Here is a 16,743-nt window from a genome sequence, read left to right on the forward strand (position 1 = left end):
GGCGTTTTGCCCTCCCTTGAAGCGGGTGTGGCGGGCGTCTTTCGCCGGGGAGCCGGCGCCGGCTTTGAGGCGCATCGGATGGGCCTGGGGCAGGCTTTCCGGATAAGCAAAACTTCGCTCCGATCATAAATTCTGCTTGGCCGCACAGGCCGGGAACATGCGGCATCCCCTGCGGTTCGCGACGTACCGCCGCTTTGCGGTTCATCCCGAACCAGAGGAGAGCAGGATGTTCTTTCGCACGAACCAATTCCAGTACAATGCAAAGCCGGAAAGACCGGATCCGGTCTACGCCAAAAAGCTGCAGGAGGTGCTGGGCGGCCAGTGGGGCGAGATCAGCGTCATGATGACCTATCTCTTCCAGGGCTGGAACTGCCGGGCGCCGGCAAAATACCGCGACATGATCCTCGATATCGGGACCGAGGAGATCGCGCATGTGGAAATGCTCGCGACGATGATCGCGCGGCTCCTGGAAACATCTCCGGTGGAGGCAAAGGAGGGGGCCGCGAAGAACTCTGCAATTGGAGCCGTGCTGGGCGGCTCGCGCCTGGAGGACGTGATCGTCTCCGGCATGAACCCGCAACATGCGATCGTCTCGGGGCAGGGCGCTACCCCGACCGACAGCGTCGGCTATCCGTGGACGTCCCGCTACACCATCGCTTCAGGCAATCTGCTCGCGGATTTCCGATTCAACGTAACGGCCGAATCGCAGGGGCGGCTGCAGGTGTGCCGGCTCTATGAGCTGACCGACGATCCGGGTGTGCGCGATATGCTCTCCTTCCTGATTGCGAGGGACACGATGCACCAGAACCAATGGCTGGTGGCGATTGCCGAACTTGAAGCGGACGGGCTCGATACGACGCCGGTGCCGATGAGCTTTCCGCAGGAGAAGGAACTGGCGGAAGTGGCGTATCAGTTCTGGAACTGCTCCGGCGGAGCAGAAAGCCAGGAAGGCCGCTGGGCAGCGGGGCCGGCGCCCGACGGGAAGGGCGAATTCGAATATCTCGCCGATCCGCAGCCCATGGGCGAGATCGTGGAAGAGCTGGAGCAGGGCGATCCCCTGCTGCATGGAACGCCCAAAACGCCCATGCCGCCCTCGGCCACTTGACCCTGCGGAAGTAGGAAGAAGTTCCGCAAAACAGGAACAATCGAGCACGTTTCTCGTTCTCGCAATCCGGCAAGACTCGGCCGGATTGCAAGACGGACGACTATCCATGACCTCGCCCACAGCACATCTACCGCCTGCGGACAAGCTCAGCAGCGCCCTCGAACGCAATATCGAGGCGATCGAAAAACGGCGTTCGGAGGAGGCCGATCAGTTGAAGCTGGAGGAGAGGATCGCCCAGGCGATCACCCGCTTCACCGGCAGTATGCGCTTCGTCTATTTGCATCTCGCGGTCTACGGGTTCTGGATCGTTGCCAATCTCGGGCTCATTCCCGGCGTTCCGCGCTTCGATCCCAGCTTTGTGATGCTGGCGATGGCCGCCTCGGTGGAGGCGATCTTTCTTTCGACCTTCGTGCTGATCAGCCAGAATCGCATGGCGGCGGCGGCAGACAAGCGCGCCGATCTCGACCTGCAGATAAATCTGCTCACCGAGCACGAGATCACGAAGCTGGCGGAGATGATCACTGCCATCGGGGAACGGCTTGATTCAAAACCCTTGTCGGACCGCGAGGTTGGGGAGATCAAGAGTGATATCGCGCCCGAAGCCGTTCTGGATGCCATCGAGGCAAAGCGCCAGGAGGAGAACGAAGATGCCGATTAGTCGCGCCGGACGATGATCGGCCGGTAGAGCACCAGCGGCTCGTTCCATCGATCCATCTCTGCCATGCGAAAGCGATATTCCGCCTGCCGGTTGAGGTCTATGCGCTGCAAACATTCCGCGAACGCGTCCGTATTCGGGCGGAAGCCATAGGAGCGGCATTGCTGCTCGTCCAGCGCTCGTCTTTCCGCTGGCGTAAGGGTTTGGCAGCCCGCCAGGCCTGCCAGAAGAACCACTCCAACAGCCGCCGGGAAACGCATCGGCTTGCCTCCAAAAAGTACCATCTCGCACTTCTAGCCGGCGCAAGCCGGCGGTCGCGAATTATACCAGCTCCGACAGGACCAGTATCGTAAGAAAGCCGATGCCGATCGCAATGGCCGAGGACTGCTGGTATTGATGTTCCTCCGCTTCGGGAACGAGATCCGTGACGGTCAGATAGAACATTCCCCCTGCTCCCATGGCAAGAAGCAAGCCGAGAACGGGTGGCGGGAGCCCTCGGAAAGCAAACCACCCGAGCATTGCCGAAGCGAAAAGCGACAGCGCGATGACTGCCGTCCATTTCAGGATGCGCAGGCGATAGCCCCTCTTGGTTTCCTCGCGCACCAGCTCTCCGATACTGAGCGCTTCGCTGATATTGTCGACGAAGATCGCCGCGCCAACGATGAAGGCGACGCTGGGATCGATCGCCGCGCTCACGCCGATAGTAAGACCTTCGATCAGCTCCTCCGCGCTGGTGGCCCCGGCAAGAACGGTCACCTGGCTTCCGCGCGGTTTGTGGCGGCGGTGAAACGATCTGACGGCGCCGATCTGGTCCGCCTCCTCGCCGGCCATCCGTCCACGATTGACGAAGAGATCGAGGAGATAAACCAGCAGGAAACCGATAACGAAGCCACCGACCGTTACGGTGAGCGAGGACTGTTCGATCGCCTTCGGCATCATTTCGAAGGCGAAGGTGCCCAGAAGAACCCCGGCCGCGAAGCCGACGGCGACCGAGAGCAGAAAGCTGCTCGGACGCAGATAGATGGCGATCAAGCCGCCGGCCGTGGATGCGAGCGCAGCCGCAAGCGCGACGAAGAGAATGATGAGGCCCGGTCCATCCATTGACGATTCCGCGAGACGAGAGCTGAACGGGCTCGCGGCGTGGGATGTTCCGGCTGACCAGCGCGTCCTTTTTGCGACTGATGAGATGTGGCGGAGTATCAGAACCAGACGCCGCCGGAGCCTGACGACAACTTTACCGCCGCGACTGCGCGGCTTTTACCAGCCTGCTACGGGCAGGATGATAGCGAGTGGGGACCAGTCATTGCACACGCGGCTTTCGAAACAGCTCGCTCGTCTCCAGGAGGCCTTCGAGGTCTTTCATCCGGTCGCGGGTGGCCTTCCATGCCGAACTCTGTATCGCCTCAATCAGCGCCTCCACGACAAACAGCATGACGACCGATGAATCCCATGCCGAAGGGACTTCGGTTTCCACGCGAAAGACGACCGTCGCCGTCTTGGCGACAGGGGATTTCCATCTGTCGGTGAAGAGGATCGTATGAAGGCCTCGCTCGGCTGCAATCCGGCTAAGCGTCTCGATTTCGCGTTCGTAGCGCCGGATGTCGAAGATCACCAAGACATCGCCAGATCTCATATTGAGGGCATAGTGCGGCCACGTGCTGGGAGTGGGCGCAATCAGCGTGACATTGGGGCGTATCACTTGGCAATGGGTGAAAAGGTACTCGGCCAGCGATTTGGTGATGCGTCCGCCGACGATGTAAACGTGGTTGCGCTGTTCCCTGAGAAGATCTCGCGCGCGGTCGAAATCGCTCGTCCTGATGCCCGACAGCGTCCCTCGCAGGTTCGCGATTGTCGCGTCGGCAAAGCGATTTAGGATATGCGCGTCCGGGGCGTCGGCGGTCCACCTGTCGTGTTTTGCGATGGGGTTCGACAGGGTGGTCTCGAGTTCGTGATGGATGTGCATCTGGAAGTCCGGAAAGCCCTTAAACCCGAGTTTCCTGACCATACGAACCACTGTCGGAGTCGATACCGATGCTTGCTCGGCGATCGTCGTGATCGAACCGAGCGCCGACATCGGATAATTTGCCACAAGCGCATTGGCCAGCTGCCGCTCCGATCGTGTCAGGCGATCGAAACTGGATTTTAGGATGTCCAGAAATGTTGAATCAGTGCTCAATGTGGTCGTCCCAATATCCTTCGCGGTTTTCGTATCATCCCTGCGCGCTTCCCTCAACATTGGTGAAGAGAATTTTTCAAACCCATGTTGACTCGCGGGAAATTCTGAATGATTAATTTCAAATCGATGTGACATTGATAGGTTTCGGGCGTGAGCGCACTACTTGGCGTCGACGAGGGGAATCCGGTCGCGGTCGAAGGCCAGGGGGGCCGTTCGCCGGTCCTGCTTGTGTGCGAGCACGCGTCCAATGTGATCCCCCGGAGTCTGGGGAACCTCGGGCTCCCGGAAGAGCTGAGGTCCAGTCACATCGCCTGGGACCCCGGCGCGCTCGAATTGTCTCGGTTCCTTTCAGGCAAACTCGACGCATGCCTGATCCACCAACGGTTCTCCAGGCTTGCTTACGACTGCAACCGTCCGCCCGACGACGACAGCGCCATACCGCAGGTGAGCGAGATATTCCCGATACCGGGGAATATTGCCGCGGGCCCTGCGGACAGGCAGGCGCGCGTCGACAGTATCTATCGACCCTTCGAGGCCGCGGTTGCGCAGGAGATCGCATGGCGCATCTCCTCGGGCAGGCCTTGCGTGCTGGCGACCATCCACACTTTCACGCCGGTCTTCAAAGGTGTGCGGCGCGAGACGGAGATCGGCATCCTGCACGACAGTGACGCGCGCTTCGCCGACAGGGTGATCTCTTCGCTTCAGCGCGGTTCGGTGTTCGTCGTCCGGCGCAACGATCCCTACGGGCCGGACGACGGCGTGACCCACACGCTGATCGAGCACGGTGTGCGCAACGGGCTTGAAAACGTTATGATCGAGGTGCGCAGCGATCTGCTCGCGGATGAGAAATCGCGGGCGCAAGTGGAGTTTCATCTCCTGCGCGCCCTGGTCGATGCCCTAGGCCCGGTAAATACCTGAGTCAGAGCGATCCGTTCGCGGACGAGCAGCAGCAAGGAAAGCATATGTCCGGATATTCATTTGAAGACCTGAAGGCGGATGTCAGCGCGGGACGTATTGACACCGTCATCGCCTGCCAGGTCGACATGCAGGGCAGGCTGATGGGCAAGCGCTTCCATGCGCAGTTCTTCATTGATGGCGGCTATACGGAAACGCACAGCTGCAACTACCTGCTGGCCACCGATCTCGAAATGGAGACCGTGCCGGGCTACAAGGCAACGAGCTGGCAGGCCGGCTATGGCGATTACGTGATGAAGCCAGACTTATCGACGCTCCGGCGGGTCCCGTGGCTGGAGGCGACCGCGATGGTTCTGTGCGACGTGCTCGATCATCACAGCCACCGCGAGGTCTCACATTCCCCGCGCGCGGTGTTGAAGGGACAGATTGCCCGGCTGGAGGCTATGGGCTTCCAGGCATTCATGGCCACCGAGCTGGAATTTTTTCTGTTTAATCAAAGCTACGAAGAGGCGAGGGAACAGGGATATCGCGGTCTCCGCACAGTGGGTGGGTACAACGAGGACTATCACATCTTCCAGACCACCAAGGAGGAAGACGTGATGCGCGCCATACGGAACGGCCTCCAGGGGGCGGGCATCCCTGTCGAGAACACCAAGGGCGAAGCCTCGGCCGGGCAGGGCGAGGTCAATGTGCGCTACGCCGACGCGCTGACCATGGCCGACCGCCACGTCATAATCAAGAACGCCTGCAAGGAGATCGCCTGGTCCCGGGGCAAGTCGATCACCTTCCTCGCAAAATGGAACGCGAATGCCGCCGGCAGTTCGTCACACATCCACCAGTCGCTGTGGAGCGCCGACGGCAAGACGCCGATGTTTCTCGACGAAGGAGCCGAGTTCGGCATGTCGTCGCTGATGCGCCATTATGTGGCCGGTCTGCTGGCCCACGCCTCGGAGATTACCGCTTTCCTTGCTCCCTACGTCAATTCCTACAAGCGCTTCGTCGCGGGCACGTTCGCCCCCACCAAGGCTGTATGGAGTAGGGACAACCGCACGGCGGGGTATCGCCTCTGCGGCGAGGGCACCAAGGGCATCCGCATAGAATGCCGGGTCGGCGGTTCCGACCTCAATCCGTATCTGGCGATGGCAGCCCTGATCGCCGCCGGCATCGACGGTATCGAACGCGAGTTGCCCCTGGAGGCGCCGTTCGTCGGGGACGCCTATGGCGGTACGCAGGTCCGGGAAATTCCGAAGACGCTGCGGGAGGCGACGGTCGCCTTGGACGAGTCAAGCCTGCTGCGCTCGGCCTTCGGCGACGAGGTGGTCGACCACTATGTCAGGGCGGCCCGCTGGGAGCAGGAAGTCGCCGATAAGCTCATTGCCGACTGGGAGATCGCCCGCGGCTTTGAACGTTGCTGAGAGACGTCCAACAAGCATTCCAAAAGCGACGGCAGGAGTAAAGTCTGTGACGATTCTGAAGTGTATCTCGCCCATTGACGGGTCCGTCTATGCCGAGCGCCCGGCCCACTCTTTAGAGGAGGCGAGCGCTGCGGTTGCCAGGGCGCGAGCTGCCCAGAAGGACTGGGCCAGACACCCTGTCGAAGAGCGCGTGAAGCTGGTGATGGCCGGCGTCGCCCGGCTGAACGAGATGAGCGACGAGGTGGTGCCGGAACTTGCCCACATGATCGGCCGTCCGGTCAGGTATGGCGGCGAATTCAGAGGGTTCAACGAGCGTTCCAACTATGTTGCGTCCATAGCCGGCCAGGCTCTCGCGCCCATCGTGGTGGAGGACAGCGCATCCTTCACGCGCCAGATCGTCCGCGAGCCGCACGGCGTCGTGCTGGTCATCGCGCCCTGGAACTATCCCTATATGACGGCGATCAACACGGTCGCGCCGGCGCTGATGGCCGGAAACACGGTACTTATAAAGCATGCCTCGCAAAGCCTACTCGTCGGCGAGCGCATGGTCCGGGCCTTTGTTGAAGCAGGTATTCCAGAGGATGTCTTCCAGAACCTGTTCTTGGACCACCAGACGACCGAAAGCCTGATCAAGGCCAGGCATTTCGACTTCATCAACTTCACGGGCTCCGTCGAGGGCGGGCGCTCGATCGAACGGGCGGCGGCCGGTACCTTCGTCGGGCTCGGCCTGGAACTCGGCGGCAAGGATCCCGGCTATGTGATGGAGGATGCCGATCTCGACGCTGCGGTCGACACGCTGATGGACGGAGCCATGTTCAATTCCGGGCAATGCTGCTGCGGCATAGAGCGCATCTATGTCCATCACTCCTTGTATGACGATTTTGTCGAGAAGTCTGCCGCCTGGGTGTCGAACTACAAGCTTGGCAATCCACTCGACCCGCAGACATCACTCGGGCCTATGGCGCACGAGCGCTTCGCCGCCGAGGTGCGCGCACAGGTCCGCGAGGCGATCGCGGCGGGCGCGGTTCCGGTTGTCGACGCAGGCAAGTTTCCCGAGGATGACGGCGGGGCATATCTCGCGCCGCAAATCCTCACGAATGTCGACCACACGATGCGGGTGATGCGCGACGAGACGTTCGGCCCGGTCGTAGGCATCATGAAGGTGTCAGGTGACGATGAAGCAATCGCTCTCATGAACGATTGCCAGTTCGGTCTGACCGCCTCGCTTTGGACGAGGGATCCGCAACGTGCATCGAATATCGGCGCGCAAATCGAGACCGGCACCGTCTTCATGAACCGCGCGGACTACCTGGATCCGGCGCTCTGCTGGACGGGCGTCAAGAATACGGGTCGCGGCGGGTCGCTGTCGGCGATAGGTTTCCACAACCTGACCCGTCCAAAATCCTACCATCTCAAGAAAGTCACCGCATGAGCATCACAGCAAACTGGAGCTACCCGACGGCAGTCAAATTCGGCGCGGGCAGGATCAGGGAACTTGCCGAGCATTGCAAGGCCGTTGGCATGAAGCGGCCCCTGCTTATCACCGACCGCGGTCTTGCGCCGATGGCCATCACGCAGAACGCGCTGGACATCCTCGATGCGGCCGGCCTCGGACACGCTTTGTTTGCCGATGTCGATCCCAACCCGAACGACAAAAATCTCGAGGCGGGCGTAAAAGCCCTAAGGGACGGGGATCATGACGGCGTCGTGGCCTTCGGCGGCGGCTCGGGTCTCGATCTAGGCAAGGCGGTTGCCTTCATGGCCGGGCAGACGCGGCCGGTGTGGGACTTCGAGGACATAGGCGATTGGTGGACGCGCGCCTCGGTCGAGGGCATCGCACCCATCGTCGCGGTGCCGACCACGGCCGGTACCGGTTCGGAAGTTGGCCGGGCATCGGTCATCACCCACTCCGAGACACACACAAAAAAGGTGATCTTCCATCCAAAATTTCTCCCTGCAGTGACGATCTGCGACCCCGAGCTGACGGTCGGGATGCCAAAGGCCATCACAGTGGGAACCGGAATGGACGCCTTTGCCCATTGTCTCGAAGCGTATTCCTCGCCGTCCTATCACCCGATGAGCCAGGGCATCGCACTGGAAGGCATGCGACTGGTGAAGGATAACCTCCCAGAGGCCGTCAAGGACGGCTCCAACATCGAGGCCCGCTCGCACATGATGTCCGCAGCGGCGATGGGCGCGGTGGCCTTCCAGAAGGGCCTGGGTGCGATCCACGCGCTGTCTCATCCCGTCGGCGCGATCTACAACACGCATCACGGCATGACCAATGCCGTCGTGATGCCGACGGTCCTTCGCTTCAACCGGCCGGCCGTGGAGGCGAGGCTCGCGACGGCGGCAGCCTATCTCGGGATAAAGGGCGGCTTCGACGGCTTCTATGATTTCGTGCTCGCGCTGCGGGCCGAACTCGGCGTCCCGGACAAGCTGTTCCAGCTTGGCGTCGGCACGGACCGTATCGACGAGATGGCGGCGATGGCGATCGTCGATCCGACGGCGGGCGGCAACCCGGTGGAACTTACGCTGGAGGCGGCCAAGTCGCTCTACGCCGAGTGCATCTGACTATCGACCCCGAGCCGGGTTGAACCTGCCAGTGAGGTCTTCGCCCGCGCCGGCATCAAGGACATCCTTGTCGAACCAGGTGTGCGGCGCAGCCAAGATCGACCGCCTCGCACGCATCCCAAAGCTCGGCGCGCGCGTCATCGACTTCGGCTGCTGCCGCTCAGGCGCCGGCCTGATGTTCCCTGAGCTTCTCGAGCGCGTTTTGCGTCCAGATAACATTGTCACGGGCGGCGCGCTCCGCCTCGCGATGATTTCCCGTGGCGATCGCCTCTGCCATTTGCTTGTGCAGCGGCACCGCATCGCGGAACACGCCGGGAGTGGAGGTCGTCATCGCGATCTGCTGCCGCATGATGTGGCCGATCAGCGTTCCCGTATAGACGAGCAGCCTGTTTCGGGATGCGCGGAAGACAGCCAGGTGGAACTGCAAATCCGCGTCCTGCGCACGCTCGTCGGAGCTGCGGTCCGATATGCGGTCGCTTTCCTCCGCCAGGATCCTGTAAAGCTCAAGTATTTCTCTCCGGTCGGCCTCCGTCGCATTCTTAGCGGCGGCGCTTGCAGCTGCCGGCTCAAAGATCAGCCGGAATTCCAGAAATTCCCGGACGTAGTTTGTCCGTGGGCCGAATTCCCAAAGCCAGTTGAGGACGTCGATGTCCATGACGTTCCAGTGGTGCTCGGGCTCCACGCGAATGCCGATCTTGGGTTGGGCAGAGATCAAGCCTTTTTGGCTGAGCACACGCAGCACTTCGCGCACGACGCCCCGGCTGGCGCCGAGCTGCTCGCAAAGTTTCGGTTCCGGCGGGATGACACCGCTCTCGCCGAACCGGCCGCTGACAATCTGCCGGCCGAGCTGGTTGAGCGTGTGCGAAAAAAGCGAGGGCCTTCGAGTAAGCTCCGGCATGCGCGACTCCGAGTAGGTGCGTGGAAAACCTCTACATATCAATTTTGCGGTTGACACAATCCTCTTATCATATGAGTAAATAGGCTACTCATATCATAAGAGGAAAGACCCCTACGGTGCCCCTCCCGATGACCGTTGAAACAGCACCGCCTTCAGTGCTTCCGAGGCTGCCGGAAGACGGACGCACCTATGTCGTCGTGGTCGGAGCGGGCATTGTCGGACTGTCGTCGGCTCTCTGGCTGCAAAAGGCAGGGCATGCGGTCGCGATCGTCGACCCGGAACCGCCGCTGCCCGGGTCCGGCTACCTGAATGCGGCAAGCTTCGGCAACGCCTGCACCGTGGCGCTCGGCGCTTGCATACCCGTCGGAACCCCCGGCATCTTGCGCGAACTGCCCAGCATGCTCCTGAAGCGCAGCAGTCCCCTGTCCATCTTCTGGGGTGATCTGCCACGGCTTCTGCCCTGGCTGATCGATTTCCTGCGGTCGTCCACTCAAAAGGAATTCGATCGCATCGTCGGCGTCCTTGGGAAGCTGATGAGGCTGGCGGAGGCGGGACACAACCCGCTTTTCGAAGAAGCGCAGGCGACGCATTTGAAGAAATCGGATGGATGCCTGTACCTCTACCGTTCTGAACGCAGCTTCCAGCGGGCGCAGCGCGACATCGAGCTGCGGCGGCGCGAGGGCGTGCGCATGGAACTGCTCGATCGGAAGGCGGTCAAGGAACGGGAGCCGCATCTGGCGCCGCTCTACAGCAATGGGCTGCTGTTCAACGACGCTTACAGGATAGACGATGCGCTGCAGTATGCGCAGGCCCTCGCCGCGTTGTTCCAGAAGAAGGGTGGCAAGTTCATCAGGAGCCGCGCTCGCGCGATCGAGCCGGGCGAGCAAAGCCTCGCCGTGCATTGTGAAGACGGGCACACAATCAAGGCGGATCGCGTGGTTGTCGCGGCGGGCGGATGGTCGCGCCACCTGGCGCTCACCTTGGGCGACAGGATACGGCTCGATGTCGAGCGCGGCTATCACGTTCTCTTCCCGCGCGACGGAAGCCTCCTGGGTGCTCCGACGTGCTACCCGGAGCACGGCTTCTACATGACGCCGCTCGGCGAGGGGCTGCGGTCGGCAGGCACTGTGGAGCTTGGCGGCCTCGGCAAGCCGGCGCGGCCAGAAAGAACCGAAATCATCGAGAGGATGAGCCGCGTTCTCCTGCCGGGGCTGAGAGACTCCGGCAGGAAATGGCTCGGCTACCGCCCATCCATGCCGGATTCGCTTCCCGTGATCTCGCGGTCGCCTTCCGATTCGAGGGTAACTTATGCGTTCGGCCATGGGCACATAGGGCTCACGCTCGCCGGCATCACCGGGCGGCTGGTTTGCGACCTTGTCGGCGGTCGGACTCCGGTCATCGATCTTCATCCGCTGCGCGCGGATCGTTTCTAGGACACGCGCGGAAACAATTCACGCAGGGAGGAAGAAGTATATATTGAAGGAAAATGTTATTGCAAAGAATACAATGATAAATGTGGAATTCTATTTGTAAGTTTTCCAACATAATTCGAACCATGGGTGTGGACATCAACATGAATGGGAGCAGACAGATGAAATATTGGAACGGTGCAGTAGCTGCGATCGCGGTCCTGATGCTTGGAGCCTCGCCATCGAGCGCTGAAGACAAGCCGGAAAGCATCATCGTAAACACCTCGGGCGGCGAGAACGGCCCGATGCTCAGGGAAGCCTACTTCAACGATTTCGAGGCCACGACAGGCATCAAGATCGTCGACTCGAGCCCGGCGGATTTCGGCCGGCTACGCGCGATGGTCGAGAGCGGCAATGTGGAGTACACAGTCACCGAGGTGGAGTCGGAGGATGCTTGGCGCGCGATCGAGATGAACCTGCTGGAGCCGATCGACGATGAGATTGTCGACCGCTCAAAATTTCCACCGCAGACGTTGAACCCCTACCTATATCCGATCTCCAGCTATTCTACCGTGATCGGCTATTCGACCGAGGCCTTCCCGGAAGGTGGTCCCACGAACTGGAAGGAGTTCTGGGACGTCAAGACGTTCCCCGGCCCACGTTCCATGCGCAACCACCCGATCGACAATCTAGAAGCGGCATTGCTTGCCGACGGTGTGGCTCCGGAAGATCTCTATCCGCTGGATCTGGATAGAGCCTTCGCCAAGCTCGACGAAATCTATCCGCATGTCACGACGTGGTGGACCACCGGCGCGCAGCAGGCCCAGCAGCTGATCGACGGAGAGGTCGTGATAACCACCGGCTATAACTCGCGCCTTTACAGCGCCATCCGCAAGGGCGCCCCGATCAAGATGGAATTTGGCGGCGGCATCCTCAAAGCGGCAGCCTATGCGATCCCAAGGGGCGCTCCGCACGCTGAATGGGGCCAGAGATTCCTCGCCACGATGGCCAAGCCCGAGAACCAGGGCAAATACGCGCTGGCGTTCGGCCTCTCCGGCCCGGATCCGGACCACGTGAACTATGTCCCGGAAGACGTGCGCCAGTTGCTTCCGCTGCATCCGGACAATCTCAAGAAGCAGGTCTGGATGGATCAGGAGTGGTGGCTGGAGAATGGCGAGGCGGTGTCCGAACGTTGGACCGAGTGGATGCTGAGCCACAACTGACACCGAAGCACAGGCCTCTATGGGTTCAAACTTGTAGGACGTTCCATGCCCGATTTTCGCAATACTTCGGCACTCAAGCTCGAGAACATTAGGAAGACCTTTGGGAGCGTTGAGGCCCTGAGCTCTATCAACCTGGAGGTGAGCGCCGGCGAGTTTCTTACGATTCTCGGGCCGAGCGGATCGGGCAAGACGACTCTTCTGAGGCTGATAGCGGGCTTCGTGACGCCGGATTCGGGCAGCCTCACCATCTTTGGCGAGGATATGACCATGGCTTCGGCCGGGAAACGGCAGATCGGGATGGTGTTCCAGAACTACGCACTGTTCCCGCATCTGACGGTTCTGGAAAACGTAATGTTCCCGCTGGAAATGCGCAAGCATTCCCGGCGGGAAGCAGCCGAGAAGGCGGCGGCTGCGCTCGCTGCCGTGCACCTGGATGCGTTCGGGGATCGTTATCCAAAGCAAATCTCAGGCGGTCAGCAGCAGCGCGTGGCACTGGCTCGTGCAGTGGTCTTCGAGCCGAAACTGCTGCTGCTGGACGAGCCGTTCAGCGCGCTCGACCGCCGATTGCGCGAATCCATGCAGAGGGAGGTCAGGCAGTTGCAGGCCTCTCTCAACCTGACGACCATCTTCATCACGCACGATCAGGAAGAAGCCCTGTTCATGAGCGACCGCATCGCCGTCATCGACGGCGGCACGATACAGCAACTCGGTACGCCGAATGAGATCTATTACCACCCGAGGTCAATCACCGTCGCCGAGTTCATCGGCGACTCAAACATACTGGAGGGGACGGAAACTCCTGATGGCCTGCGCACGCGTTCCGGCATGCTGCTGCGGCGAGCCTCGTCTTCGAATAGCGGGCGTGTCCTCATCCGCCCGGAAGCGATCAGGATCTCGCGTGAGCCTGCCGATGGCGTTGCGATGAACCAGTTCAAGGGCAAAATCGCAAACCGAACCTTTGTCGGTGGCTTTACCATCTATCAGGTCGACGTTCACGGCGGTGACACACTCACGGTCCGCTGCCTGGCGGACGAAGAGACTATGTTCGACACCCACCAGGAGGTTCACCTCAGCATTCGCGAGGCGGATTGCCGCCCCGTACCGCGGGACGCAAAGGAGCCGCGCGGATGAACCAGGGTTTCCAGGCGATCAAGGCCCAGGCAGGCTCACTGGCGCTTGTAAGTCCCGCCCTCCTGCTGCTCGGGATCCTGTTCTTCTACCCGATCCTTCTTTTGTTCTTAACGACCCTCGAACTGGAGAACATCGGCAATTATGCGCAGGTGGTGAGCAGCGACACCTCCATGCAGGTTTTCTTCAACACGCTGCGCATCGCCGTCATCGTCACGGTAGTCGATCTGGTCCTCGCATATCCGCTGGCGGTCTACATCTCGCGCCTGTCGCCGACAGCAAAGACGTTTGCCTTTTTCCTGGTGCTGATCCCGCTGTGGACGAGCCAGCTCGTGCGCACCTATGCCTGGATGGTCCTTCTCGGGCGCAACGGACCGATCAACAACGCGCTTGTCTGGCTGGGCATAGTCGATGCGCCGATCAGGCTGGCCAACAGCGAGTTCGCGGTCATCGCCGGCATGACGCATATCCTGCTGCCATACATGCTGCTGCCGATCTACAACTCAGTTTCCAAAATCGATCCATCGCTCTTCGACGCGGCGCGCGGGCTCGGCGCCGGAGCCTTCTCGACCTTTACGCGGGTGCTGATGCCGCTGAGCATCCAAGGTGTCCTGGCGGGGGTCAGCCTTGTGCTGGTGCTTTCGCTCGGCGTGTTCATCATGCCGGCCTTGCTGGGCGGTGGCCGGGTTCCCGTCATTGCGCTCCTCATCGAGCAGCAGGCTGGATCGTTTTTGAACTGGGCGATGGCTGGAACCCTGTCCGCGGTGCTGATGGTCATCGTGATGATCACGTTCTTCATCATTAAACTTGCTACGCGACTGTTTGTCAGGGGACGGGCCGATGCCGCATTCAGTTAGCATACAGAAGGCGTCGGGGTGGCTGGGCAACGGGCTGCTGCGGATCTTCTCCTGGATCGTGTTTCTCTTCCTCGTGTCGCCGCTTCTTGTGGTTGTGCCGATATCCTTCAGCGGCGGATCCTATCTTCGCTTCCCGCCCGAGAGCTATTCGCTTCGCTGGTACGCGACCTATTTCGGGTCGGAGACCTGGATCGACGCCACCCTCCTGAGCATACTGGTCGGAGTCGTGGCGACGGTCCTGTCGGTTGCCTTTGGGTTCCTGTTTGCGCTGGGTATCACGCGCGGATTGAGAAAATGGTCCGGAGCGCTTGAGAAACTGGCGCTGGCGCCAATGATCGTACCGTCGATCGTCTATTCCGTCTCCATGTACGCGCTGTTCGCCGACCTCCGCTTGGTCGGCACCTGGTACGGCATCGCATTGGCCCATACCGTACTCTGCCTGCCCTTCGTGATCATCGTCCTGACCGCCGGGTTGAAGGAATTCGATATCGATCAGGAAACGGCCGCGATAGGGCTTGGAGCGAGCCGGCTGGTCGCGATCCGGCGGATCACCATACCGCAGATCCGATCGAGCCTGTTCTCGGCGGCGTTTCTCGCATTCATAACCTCCTTCGATGAGCTGGTCGTGGCGATGTTCCTTTCGGGAACGTTCGGCACCCTTCCCAAGAAAATGTTCGACAACATCCGCTTGCAGATCGACCCCACGATCGCCGCGGTCTCAGTGCTCGAAATCGCAATGGTCGTGATCGTCATGTTCGTGCTGCTCCGCATGAATAAAGGAAAAGCAGGCCGCCTGGCTTGAAAGCAATGGAAACAGAGATGGAAAACATGCGCCCCGCCCTTACGACGTTTAATGGGCGATCCTTTGACGTGGCAATTATCGGAGGAGGGATAAACGGATGCTCCGCTGCGCAGCATCTCGCGGCGTCCGGCTATAAGGTGCTGCTGGTCGAGAAGCATGATTTCGCCAGCGGCGCAACCAGCCGATCTGGGCGCATCCTGCACTGCGGATTGAGATTCCTGGCGCCGGAGAAATCCGTCTCGGAATTCCTCTTCGCGCCAGGAAAGCTGCTAATGAAGCTGCGGACGGCGAGTGACATGGCCGTTGCGCAGGGTGAACTCTACAAGACCATCCGGGCTTATCTGCGGCCTATGGACATCGCATTGCCCATCTACAAGCATGCCGGCTATCGGGGCTGGCATGTGGATATCGGAGCGGCTCTCGTGCGGGTGATGAATCGTGGCCGCAGCCCGATCAATTATCGCCGATGGAAAGGTGCCGCGTCGCCTCATCCGTTTGTAAAGCATCTCGTCAATCAGGACGACATACGCTCCGTCGTGGCCTTCACCGACCAGCAGTTCAGGTGGCCCGAGCGCATCGCACTCGATGCATGCCTGAACGCGGAAGACATGGGCGCGGTGATCCGCAACTACACCAAGGTGGTCCACCTGGAGAAAACTGGCAAGACCGACTGGAAGCTGACGCTGGAGGACAGCGAGCACACAGCCTCCGTCAACGCCCGCTATGTCCTGAATCTTGCAGGCATCGAGATCGACCGCACCAACCGCATGGTTCCCGGCCTGGATAATATTCCTCCTCGCGTTCGCGCGATGAAGGGCGTCCACGTACTCATTCGCCTGCCCGAAGAATTCCGCGGTCATGGCATAGCCGGCGAAAATTCCGAGGGTGAGCATATTTTCTGCCTTCCCTGGGGCGATTATCACTACCTCGGGCCGACTGAGACGTTCTACGACGGACATCCGGATGAGGTGACCCCGCTGGACGAGGACATCGATTTCATCATCCGCGAAGCACAGGCTTTGCTTCCCGGCTTGCCGATCAAGGAAGCAAAAATTGAAATGGCCTGGGCTGGCGCGCGGCCGATTACTTTTGACCCCAGCAGGGCGAAGGGCAAGCGCCTGCCGTTCAGCATCTTCCACGACATGGTAGACCATGGCGCGCGCAATCTCCTGGCGGTGACCTGGGGCATCATTGTCAACCATCGGCAGACCGCCCGGAAGGTCACCCAGAAAGTCAAAGGTGTGCTGGGCGCCGCCGGTCCGGCTAAGACGATAAACTATTCTCCGCGCGGGATACCGGCCCTGACGCCGACATCATCACAGGCGGAAATCGAACGCGCTGTGCGTCACTTCTTGACGGCAGAGCACGCTACCAGCGCGATTGATATCCTTTGCCGCCGCACTCCACTCTTCTGGGACAAGGCAGTGACGCTGGACTTCCTGGGTAGGATCGTCGACGCGATGGGGGTAATCCTGCAGTGGTCAGAGGAGAGAAAGCAGGCGGAACTGGACAGCTTCGCCGAGTATGTGTGGCGTAACCACCGAGTGAAGCTTCCGTCCTAAGACCTTCAGGCATTATGAAATTTT

At 60.7% G+C, this 16,743-nt stretch carries 16 protein-coding genes; 12 read left to right on the forward strand and 4 right to left on the reverse strand.

Annotated elements, in window-relative coordinates; genetic code table 11:
- Positions 1-226 precede the first annotated feature (226 nt).
- A complete protein-coding gene (locus GNP00_RS12740) occupies positions 227-1,105 on the forward strand; it encodes a manganese catalase (RefSeq protein ID WP_011581211.1) in 879 nt (292 codons plus the stop codon).
- A gap of 106 nt (positions 1,106-1,211) precedes the next feature.
- A complete protein-coding gene (locus tag GNP00_RS12745; protein WP_011581210.1) occupies positions 1,212-1,763 on the forward strand; it encodes a DUF1003 domain-containing protein in 552 nt (183 codons plus the stop codon).
- Here the strand turns inward: GNP00_RS12745 and GNP00_RS12750 are convergent.
- From GNP00_RS12750 to GNP00_RS12760, 3 genes are all read right to left on the reverse strand, one after another.
- Positions 1,760-2,020 carry a hypothetical protein gene (locus tag GNP00_RS12750; RefSeq protein WP_041544695.1) on the reverse strand — a complete coding sequence of 87 codons (261 nt, stop codon included), beginning with the start codon at positions 2,018-2,020 and terminating at the stop codon, positions 1,760-1,762. The genes GNP00_RS12745 and GNP00_RS12750 overlap by 4 nt on opposite strands.
- A gap of 61 nt (positions 2,021-2,081) precedes the next feature.
- Positions 2,082-2,861, reverse strand: a complete 780-nt coding sequence (locus tag GNP00_RS12755; RefSeq protein WP_011581208.1) for a ZIP family metal transporter — start codon at positions 2,859-2,861, stop codon at positions 2,082-2,084.
- Positions 2,862-3,060: 199 nt separating this feature from the next.
- Entirely contained in the window at positions 3,061-3,936 is an 876-nt protein-coding gene (locus GNP00_RS12760) for a MurR/RpiR family transcriptional regulator (protein ID WP_011581207.1), read from the reverse strand.
- A 150-nt stretch (positions 3,937-4,086) separates the two neighbouring features.
- Between GNP00_RS12760 and GNP00_RS12765 the strand changes: the two genes are divergently transcribed.
- The 4 genes from GNP00_RS12765 to GNP00_RS12780 are packed head-to-tail and all read left to right on the forward strand — an operon-like array spanning position 4,087 to position 8,840.
- The gene (locus tag GNP00_RS12765) at positions 4,087-4,854 is read left to right on the forward strand and encodes an N-formylglutamate amidohydrolase (RefSeq protein WP_011581206.1); all 768 of its coding nucleotides are present in this window, start codon (positions 4,087-4,089) and stop codon (positions 4,852-4,854) included.
- Between the two features lie 44 nt (positions 4,855-4,898).
- Positions 4,899-6,266 (forward strand): glutamine synthetase family protein, encoded by a 1,368-nt coding sequence (locus GNP00_RS12770; RefSeq protein ID WP_011581205.1) that lies wholly within the window; start codon positions 4,899-4,901, stop codon positions 6,264-6,266.
- A gap of 46 nt (positions 6,267-6,312) precedes the next feature.
- A complete protein-coding gene (locus GNP00_RS12775) occupies positions 6,313-7,698 on the forward strand; it encodes an aldehyde dehydrogenase family protein (RefSeq protein ID WP_011581204.1) in 1,386 nt (461 codons plus the stop codon).
- Positions 7,695-8,840, forward strand: a complete 1,146-nt coding sequence (locus GNP00_RS12780) for an iron-containing alcohol dehydrogenase (protein WP_011581203.1) — start codon at positions 7,695-7,697, stop codon at positions 8,838-8,840. Before GNP00_RS12775 ends, GNP00_RS12780 begins: the two co-directional genes overlap by 4 nt.
- Before the next feature lie 160 nt (positions 8,841-9,000).
- On the opposite strand, the gene GNP00_RS12785 is transcribed toward GNP00_RS12780, so the two are convergent.
- Entirely contained in the window at positions 9,001-9,738 is a 738-nt protein-coding gene (locus tag GNP00_RS12785) for a FadR/GntR family transcriptional regulator (protein ID WP_011581202.1), read from the reverse strand.
- Between the two features lie 128 nt (positions 9,739-9,866).
- Here GNP00_RS12785 and GNP00_RS12790 point away from each other — a divergent pair, with 128 nt between their 5' ends.
- The 6 genes from GNP00_RS12790 (at position 9,867) to GNP00_RS12815 (ending at position 16,719) form a co-directional block, all read left to right on the forward strand.
- Positions 9,867-11,171: an NAD(P)/FAD-dependent oxidoreductase gene (locus GNP00_RS12790; RefSeq protein ID WP_011581201.1), complete on the forward strand. Its 1,305-nt coding sequence runs from the start codon at positions 9,867-9,869 to the stop codon at positions 11,169-11,171.
- Between the two features lie 158 nt (positions 11,172-11,329).
- On the forward strand, positions 11,330-12,370 hold the full coding sequence (locus GNP00_RS12795) for an ABC transporter substrate-binding protein (protein ID WP_041544694.1): 1,041 nt from the start codon (positions 11,330-11,332) through the stop codon (positions 12,368-12,370).
- 45 nt (positions 12,371-12,415) lie between these two features.
- Positions 12,416-13,501, forward strand: a complete 1,086-nt coding sequence (locus GNP00_RS12800) for an ABC transporter ATP-binding protein (protein ID WP_011581199.1) — start codon at positions 12,416-12,418, stop codon at positions 13,499-13,501.
- Entirely contained in the window at positions 13,498-14,355 is an 858-nt protein-coding gene (locus tag GNP00_RS12805) for an ABC transporter permease (RefSeq protein WP_011581198.1), read from the forward strand. Before GNP00_RS12800 ends, GNP00_RS12805 begins: the two co-directional genes overlap by 4 nt.
- The gene (locus GNP00_RS12810) at positions 14,339-15,157 is read left to right on the forward strand and encodes an ABC transporter permease (RefSeq protein ID WP_011581197.1); all 819 of its coding nucleotides are present in this window, start codon (positions 14,339-14,341) and stop codon (positions 15,155-15,157) included. The genes GNP00_RS12805 and GNP00_RS12810 overlap by 17 nt, the downstream gene beginning before the upstream one ends.
- Before the next feature lie 17 nt (positions 15,158-15,174).
- Positions 15,175-16,719, forward strand: coding sequence for an FAD-dependent oxidoreductase (locus GNP00_RS12815; RefSeq protein WP_166016077.1), 1,545 nt, complete (start codon positions 15,175-15,177; stop codon positions 16,717-16,719).
- The last annotated feature ends 24 nt before the right edge of the window (positions 16,720-16,743 follow it).

It is taken from the genome of Chelativorans multitrophicus (assembly GCF_011317445.1).
In the GTDB taxonomy this organism is placed as follows: Bacteria; Pseudomonadota; Alphaproteobacteria; order Rhizobiales; family Rhizobiaceae; genus Chelativorans; species Chelativorans multitrophicus.